Raw genomic sequence first — 1,356 nt, forward strand, 5'->3', positions numbered from 1 at the left:
GGACTAAAATACTGCTAACGCGTTTACTATATAAAAATTTTGAAAATAATAACCTTTTTCTAAAATGGAAAACTAGGTTTAAACAGAGAAAATTAAAAATAAAAATGTTTTATTACCTAAAAAAACTATTTAGGGATGCTAAAGATTTCAAGTTTTTTTTACAGGAGGAGTTTGCTATAAAGAATCAACGCTTTTTTCTATCTGTTTTATCTTTACTATCAGTTTTGTCCTTTTTTTTATGTGTTTTTGCTTTGACAAGGCAAATTCCATTTTTACAATTGTCGAAATTAATAAGTATTAGTCTTATTTTCGTATTTGTTTTTTCCGTTCCATTTCTGATTAAGAAATTTATGGAAAGTGATAAAACGATAAAGTACTTATTTATTCTCAATATTGTTTGTTTGACTATTTTGCTGCTTTATTCAATTGTAAGTAAACATAATAGTATATCGTTAGCTATTCGATTTTACTCTGTTCTTGTTTTACTACTATCTGCATTCTTTTTACCACCTAAGAAAATTTATGTTAATATATTTATTCTTTTAGCTGTATTGCAGAGTATTTTGTTAATTGGGTTTGAAATCTATATCTTATTATTTGGGGATCCGGAATTTGCTGGATATATAAGATCGACAGTAATGAATTTAGGGTTAGGGGATATTTATACCTTTAATAATTATTTTTATCGAATCCAAATAAAAGGTAATCCAATATTACCTGTTGCATTTTTAATAAGTTTGTTCGCCATTCAATCTAAACGATTAAAGATTTCTGCAGCTTCTCTATTATTAGTAGGAACAATCGTTGCGGGGAATTTCGCATTTATATTAGCTATTATATTCTTTTTTGGTATGTACCTTGTTATTTTATTTTTCTCTAATAAGAAGGTTTCTGCTTTTTTGAGGAATATATTTAAAAACAGAACAAAAACTATCTTGGTTTCAGGTATCATATTATTATTTCTTTGTATTTGTGTGATCGTAATATATCCCTATGTATATCATTTGATCAAAATGAAAATGGAACTCTCAATTCCAACACGTTTTGACCAAGTGTTTCATCTTATTAATGATTTATTGGAAAATCCAATCTCCTTACTATTTGGTCAGGGGTTAGGGAATTTGATTAATGTCATATCTGATTACCGAGATTATAGAAATTACTACTATTTTGAATTACAAACTTTTTATATTCTCAATCAGGTTGGAATCTTATATTTCCTTTTGTTCCTAATAACAAATGTTATCTTTGTTATTAAATTTTGGAAAAATAAATTTATCTATTTAATTTATCTTTCTTATATTGTATATGCTTTTACAAATCCTTATTTGTTTGATACAACCAATATATTGGTTG

1 protein-coding gene is annotated in these 1,356 nt (G+C 26.1%); it reads left to right on the top strand.

Translation table 11 applies throughout. From position 1 onward, the window contains the following. Positions 1 to 350 precede the first annotated feature (350 nt). The coding region (locus V7150_RS25040) for a hypothetical protein (protein ID WP_335523681.1) at positions 351 to 1,356 on the top strand (1,006 nt) is incomplete at its 3' end.

Origin of the sequence: Neobacillus drentensis (assembly GCF_036965245.1) — a bacterium.
Lineage (GTDB): Bacteria > Bacillota > Bacilli > Bacillales > Cytobacillaceae > Neobacillus > Neobacillus drentensis_G.